Consider the following 6,608-nt stretch of genomic DNA (forward strand, 5'->3'; position numbering starts at 1 on the left):
AAAAATATCGAAGCGCTCTCTAAAATCCAGCTTCATAGTGCAGAGCAGCTCACTAAAACCTCAATTGAGCAATTAAAGCAAGCTACTGAAATCAAAGATGCAAAGTCGATGATGGACTTTAATGCAAGTCAGTTAACTGCCCTAAACGTACTCAGCCAGCAAATGATCCAAGACGGTCAAAAGCTTTCGCAATTAGGTCAAGAGTTTAAAGACAGCCTAGAGTCTCTAAGCAAAGAAACACTAAAAACAGCAAAAGCGCAATAACCTCTAACACTGGGCGATCTCGATCGCCTTACCCGTTCAAAAAATAAAGGATTTTCCGGTATGGGCACTCAAGCAAATATTGAGCAAGGGTTGACCGCATGGTGGCAATATAATCAAGAATTGTGGCAACTGGCCGCCACCAACCTAGGTAAAGCGCATCCATTGCAACAGGCATTGAATGAACAAAACCAAGCTGATTTTCAGAGCTGGCTCAGTGCCATCAACCAACAGCCTGATTCTTTCTTAAAACAACAAAGTGAATGGTGGCAAACTCAATTTGCTATTTTCCAAAATAGTTTTATGCCACACACAACAGGAGAAAAAGCGCAGGTTGTTAGTCCAGAGCGTGGAGATAAACGTTTTGTTGACGCAGATTGGCAGGAAAACCCGTGGTTTAACTACCTAAAACAGAGCTACCTTTGGTTTGGGCAATCACTGCAAAATACCATTGAAAATACTCCGGGCCTTGATCCTAAACTCAAAGAGCGATTGGCGTTTTTTGCCAGACAGTCAGTAAATTCGATGTCACCAAGCAATTTTGTATCAACCAACCCTGAATTGCTTAGGCTAACGCTTGAGAGTAACGGCCAAAACTTGTTTGACGGTCTAGCACTACTGAAAAAAGATTTGGCCAAAAGTTCAGAAATGCTGCGTATAAGCATGACCAATGAGAATGCTTATACCCTTGGCGAGGATCTCGCTTGTACCCCAGGTAGAGTGGTATTTCAAAACCATTTATTTGAGCTGATCCAATATCACCCTTGTACTGAAGAAGTACACAAAACACCGCTATTGATCGTGCCTCCTTTTGTTAATAAGTACTATATACTTGACTTACGAACTGACAATTCCCTGGTCAAGTGGGCACTCAAACAGGGTTATTCGGTTTTGATGATCTCTTGGAAAAACCCAGATCCAAGTATGGCTAACATTGCTTTTGATGACTACGTTGTTGACGGCGTGTTATGCGCTTTAGAGCAAACAGAAAAACAAACCGGCGAAACCCAAGTCCATGCTATGGGTTACTGTATTGGCGGTACTTTACTGACGACTTGCATGGCTTATATTGCAGCAAAGCGCATGAAGCAAAGAGTGAAAAGTGCCACCCTGCTGACGACTATATTAGATTTCTCGCAACCTGGAGAGATAGGCGCTTTTATCAATGAGCCAACCATTAGTGCACTTGAGCAGTACAACAACCAGCATGGTGTAATGTCAGGCCACTTGCTTGGCACTTCTTTTAGTATGCTGCGAGAAAACAGCCTGTACTGGAATTACTTCGTCAACAACTATCTGAAAGGCAAAACACCTGCGGATTTGGACCTGCTCTATTGGAATAGTGATAGTACAAACCTAACCGCAGCATGCCACAACTTTATCTTACGTGAGCTATATCTCAATAACGGTCTTATCGAAGACAAAGCAGTGAGTATCCGAGGCACTAAAATTGACCTTGGCAAAGTAAAGCAACCGGTCTACTTTCTCTCTACGCGTGACGATCATATTGCGCTTTGGCAAGGGACATACGAAGGGGCTAAAAGGCTCAGTAGTTCAGTGACCTTTGTGCTTGGCGAATCGGGTCATATTGCAGGAGTGATCAATCCGCCAGATGCAAATAAGTACGGTTTTTGGTTTGACGGGCAAGATAACGACGACCCAACTCAGTGGTTTGAATCAGCACAGCACCAAAGTGGCTCTTGGTGGCCTCACTGGGCACAGTGGTTACACCAATTAGCACCAGAACTTGTACCAGCAAGGGCTGCGCAAAGCGATGAACAGCCTGGTATTTATGATGCACCAGGCGAATATGTCAAACGCGTTATTTAGTCTCAACGATAAATAACCTGAGCATGAGTAATTCATGCGTGCCTAGCAATTTGGATTTACAAAAGGTGCTCAGGTTATTTAGTTGTTCTAAATAAGAAGTTTTAACGCAGTTAGCGTCAGATTTACTCCGTCAAATTGAGCAAGTATTAACGCTAATTGGTATTACAGCATCCAATCTCTACTGCTATAAACTCAGCCTCTCAAGTTTTATCCCTCAACCAAATGCTTTCATTATTGACACCCTTAGTGAGTTTCGTCATGCTAACTCTCAAAAATATAGGGAAAGTACATGCTAGGTTTTATCTACGCTTTAATTGGAGTGGCTGTTTTAATTGCCTTATTACATTATAAAAAGGTAAAAACTGACACACGTCGTCGAACGTACATTCAAAATTACAATCTAACCTTCCTTAGACCTAAATTACGTAAGTATCACCCCACACTATCAGATACAGATCTGGCGCAAGTAGAATCCGGCTTGAAGCAATTTTTTCTTGCTAATTTATTGCTCAAAGACCAATCTCTCGCCATGCCTTCAAAAGTAGTAGATACACTCTGGCATGAGTTTATTTTGCATACCAAAACGTACCATGAGTTCTGCCAACAAGCTTTTGGCAGATTTCTACATCATTGCCCTTCAGAAGCAATGCAAGGCAGTAATAAAGCACAGCTCAGTATTCGTAAAACTTGGCGAGCCTGTTGCAGTATTGCCAGCATTTCGCCACGAAAACCACATCAACTGCCCATCCTATTTGCATTAGATGCACAGCTACACATACCCGACGGGTATTACTATACAACAGCTGAATTTCAATCAGATCAAACTGAACCGAAACATGACGATACGCTCGCCATTTATGCCGGAAACATCGGCTGTACGACACTAAAAAGTGGTGATGGTAACGCTGATGGCGCTGATAGTTCAGCATCCAGTTGTAGTAGTGGTTCCAGCTGTGGTAGTGGTTGTAGCAGCTAGCTTGATCCCTCCACTAAAATAGAGGCTCTTTACATTCGTTAACGTTGCACACTTATATTAACAGAAAAGATTAGCTACTATTTGTACCGGTTTAACTTATTGTAATTTGGTGATCCGGTGTCCATTATAAATAAACATTACAGCCTCGCCTTGTCTGCACTGCTGCTCTTTGGATGCAATCAACTGAGCGAAACGCAGCCAATATGGAAAATTGCGGCTGAAGGTATTATTTTTAATGGCCAACTGCAAACCCATCTATCGGCAACCTCGATACAATGTGAACAGTGTGAAATCGTCAACCAAACCGATATGCGCCCCTCAGGTCCTGCCAACTACACCTTGGTATCTGAGAGTAGCAAGCTAAAAGCAATTTGGGGCAAAAGCGGTAATGCGGCTTTGTACATACCTAATAATGTCGGTAGAACGTTAATAAACTTAGCCCCAGATACAGAAACTGGTGTGTGGTTGATGGACTTAGACAGTACGCCAAAGCCACTCAAAGTAGGCAAAGTAAATTACGTTATGTTAGGGGCACAAACCTATCAGGTTGTCATCAGCCCCACGTCTAAGCGCACCGACTTCGAGTACGCTGTTTTGGTGAAGTGATGTTAGCCTACTCACTCTCTTGAATAATTGTTACTGCATCCGGTTTTAGCCTGATAAGCTCCATTCCCTCTATGACTTTAGTTTCATCGAACTGTTCGCCGTTTTCATGCGCTTTATGCGCAAGATAGCGCTTAGTTTTTGCAATATCCAGCTTAAAATGTTCAACTTTACCGGTCGCAAAAGCACGCTTACCGATTGCAGACATCGGAAATACCATATCACCATCTCGGACTTTAACATTCAAACTTTCACCGTTATCGACTTGCAGTGTCATCCAACAACCACGCTTCTTACAGACTTTAGTTACCTTGCCTGATACTGTGATCTCACGTTCTTTAAACTCATTCACGTTTTCAAGTACCTCTGTAGCCGCAACAAGCTTATTCAAATCAGCGCCACCACCAAACTCAATGTTTTTAGCTTCGCTTGCCAGACTAAGTACCAGTACTGATAGCGCACATAGTGTACGTATTTTATTCATATTTTCTCCTTAAAAATAAATTCTGTTTACCTTACAAATCATATAACTATAAGTAATTAATTATTGCAATTAGATCTTATAACATCTAACATCCACGCCGCAACTGCAAATGGTAATTGTTTTTATTAAGGATTAATAAATGAAATACTCTACTCTCTCCTTCTGCATTTTTGCAGCGCTTTATGGTGCCACCGCTGATGCAGCAGCGCCTGACACCTCATCAGATACTATCGAAAAAATTGAGGTGCTTGGTCATAAGTTAACCACCCAAAATCATGATGTTGCCGCATCAGTCTCGGCACTAACCAAAGAACAAATCGCAAGGCAGCAAGCCGCAGATCTAAATCAAATACTTAAAACGCTACCCAATGTCGAGTTTTCGGGCAGTGTGACGCCGCTATCAGGACAACCTGCAATTAGAGGATTGTACGGTGAGCGGGTTCATATCTCCGTCGATAATGTAAAACGTAAGATTGATTCTGATGGTAGCCAAAATATTGCACAAATTAACTCCCTTGGCATTAATCCTGATCAGCTTAAACAAATACAAGTGTTAAGAGGTGCTGACTCGCTAACTGTTGGCTCAGGTGCCATTGGCGGCAGCATACGCTTAGTCACTAAAAGTGCAGCTGATTACCTGCAAGATAATCAAGGGCTTGGAGCTAGTGTGTCTGTAACACACTTATCTGTTGCTGACGCAAATGATGTCAATGTCAGTATATTCCACTTAAATGATCACAGCGATACCGTATTGTCTTTCGGACAAGTAAAGTATAGTGACATTGATGTTGTCGCTGACGAACATACTGATAAAGAAGATGATATTCAACGTATCAGTAAAATCAAAAACGAATCCAAACGACAAAACGTTGCGCTAAAAAATACTTGGTACATTAACGATCACCACAGCCTCACAAGTAAAGTCGACTACAGTAAAACCGAGTCAATCGATCAACCCTATGCGCAGCGTATGGACTTGGCAATTGCCTACCCCACCCTCGCTGAAGACTACAAAAATGATTATCTTGAAGGAATGGTTAACTATACCTATCAGGCCGACAATGACTTAATCGACCTAGATGTCCAAGCGTTTTTCTCTCGTAAGACCTATGACGAAATCACCAAAGGATTTATCGAGCGTGGTAGCAATAAAATCAATTACGACAGTGCTAAAACGGGCGAGAGTAAACGCCATGGCTTGCGCGTGGCGAACTTATCAACCTTTACCGGCAAGGTAAAACACAAGCTCGCAATTGAGGCCCAATATGAAGCGGAGAGCTTTGACCAGCAACAATGGGATGATAACCCTACAAACCTTTCAACCTACTACGGTGATAGCGACGCATCCAATTGGTCAATTTCTATAATCGATCAAAGCCAATGGTGGCAAGAAAAATTGCTACTTACAGGGGGTGTAAGATTCGATCATTACAGCCGCTCTAGTGATCATTTTACCGGCTATCAAGATAATGACGACTCCGCACTTTCAGGTGAACTTGGTGTCACAATTAAAGCTGCTGAGCACCTTAATTTGTATGCAAAAACAGCGCAGGCCTTTCGAGCCCCCTCACTGCAAGAGCTGTACAAAAAAGATGAATGGCGTTGCCACATTGGTGGAAAGATATGTTTCAGTGAACCGCAACCAGATTTACAAGCGGAAGAATCACAAAACTACGAGATAGGCTTTGGACTAAATTGGCAAAATTTACACTATGCTGAAAACCTAAGTATCAAGGTTATGTATTTTGATACCGAAGTAGATAACTACATCGATAATGTTCCATTTATGTATTACATAGATGCCAATGGTACCAAACAACTTGGGTCGCCAGGTCCAGAGCCCAGCAACGGTATTCCCGTCGCAACACACCGTGATTATAGTGCCAAAAATATCGGTAAGTTATTTAGTCATGGTGTTGAGATTGAGGCACACTACTCCTTTGCTGCACTTGATATGTACCTAGGGTACGCGTCTATGAATATGGATGTAGAAGGGGTACCTAACTTTTATCTCGGCACAATAGATTATCAGTCGCAACCCTACTCAGAAGCGCCAGCTGACAAGCTCACTTGGAACAGCAATTATCAATTTAATGAAAACATTAACGTAGGTCTGCAACTATTACACTACCGAGCACAGCAACGCCTTGATGATGCGATGTTAGAGCGAGGGTTTGGTACAAAAACCTATACTGTTTACAATCTCAATGCCAAGTATCAAGGAACAGGAGGCTTATCAAATTTCTCCGCTCGCTTAGGGGTAGACAACCTCACTGATAAGCGCTATTTGCGTGCACCTGCAAGTGAAGCCAATGATCCTGCGGAGCTTGGTCGTAATATTAAAATGACAGTGCGATACCAATTTTAATATCAATTTTCTTACTTAAGCGGTCTATTTTGAGGCGAGAAAATCTTGTCGATTACCAAGTAACGATTTTGCTATTTAGTTGTTCT

6 protein-coding genes are annotated in these 6,608 nt (G+C 42.2%); 5 read left to right on the forward strand and 1 reads right to left on the reverse strand.

Annotated elements, in window-relative coordinates; all coding sequences use genetic code 11:
• The 4 genes from D9603_RS14490 to D9603_RS14505 all read left to right on the forward strand — a co-directional run.
• A partial coding sequence (locus D9603_RS14490; RefSeq protein WP_128731846.1) for a phasin family protein occupies positions 1 to 264 on the forward strand: 264 nt, incomplete at its 5' end.
• 60 nt (positions 265 to 324) lie between these two features.
• The gene (gene phaC, locus D9603_RS14495; RefSeq protein WP_128731847.1) at positions 325 to 2,091 is read left to right on the forward strand and encodes a class I poly(R)-hydroxyalkanoic acid synthase; all 1,767 of its coding nucleotides are present in this window, start codon (positions 325 to 327) and stop codon (positions 2,089 to 2,091) included.
• Positions 2,092 to 2,380: 289 nt separating this feature from the next.
• Positions 2,381 to 3,067, forward strand: a complete 687-nt coding sequence (locus tag D9603_RS14500) for a hypothetical protein (RefSeq protein WP_128731848.1) — start codon at positions 2,381 to 2,383, stop codon at positions 3,065 to 3,067.
• A 117-nt stretch (positions 3,068 to 3,184) separates the two neighbouring features.
• Positions 3,185 to 3,673, forward strand: coding sequence for a hypothetical protein (locus tag D9603_RS14505; protein WP_125253985.1), 489 nt, complete (start codon positions 3,185 to 3,187; stop codon positions 3,671 to 3,673).
• A gap of 7 nt (positions 3,674 to 3,680) precedes the next feature.
• On the opposite strand, the gene D9603_RS14510 is transcribed toward D9603_RS14505, so the two are convergent.
• Complete coding sequence (locus D9603_RS14510; RefSeq protein ID WP_125253986.1) at positions 3,681 to 4,154, reverse strand: DUF4920 domain-containing protein; 474 nt, start codon at positions 4,152 to 4,154, stop codon at positions 3,681 to 3,683.
• A 139-nt stretch (positions 4,155 to 4,293) separates the two neighbouring features.
• On the opposite strand from D9603_RS14510, the gene D9603_RS14515 reads away from it, so the two are divergent.
• The gene (locus D9603_RS14515) at positions 4,294 to 6,522 is read left to right on the forward strand and encodes a TonB-dependent receptor (RefSeq protein WP_128731849.1); all 2,229 of its coding nucleotides are present in this window, start codon (positions 4,294 to 4,296) and stop codon (positions 6,520 to 6,522) included.
• The last annotated feature ends 86 nt before the right edge of the window (positions 6,523 to 6,608 follow it).

Origin of the sequence: Pseudoalteromonas sp. PS5, from assembly GCF_004103255.1 — a bacterium.
Classification (GTDB): domain Bacteria; phylum Pseudomonadota; class Gammaproteobacteria; order Enterobacterales; family Alteromonadaceae; genus Pseudoalteromonas; species Pseudoalteromonas peptidolytica.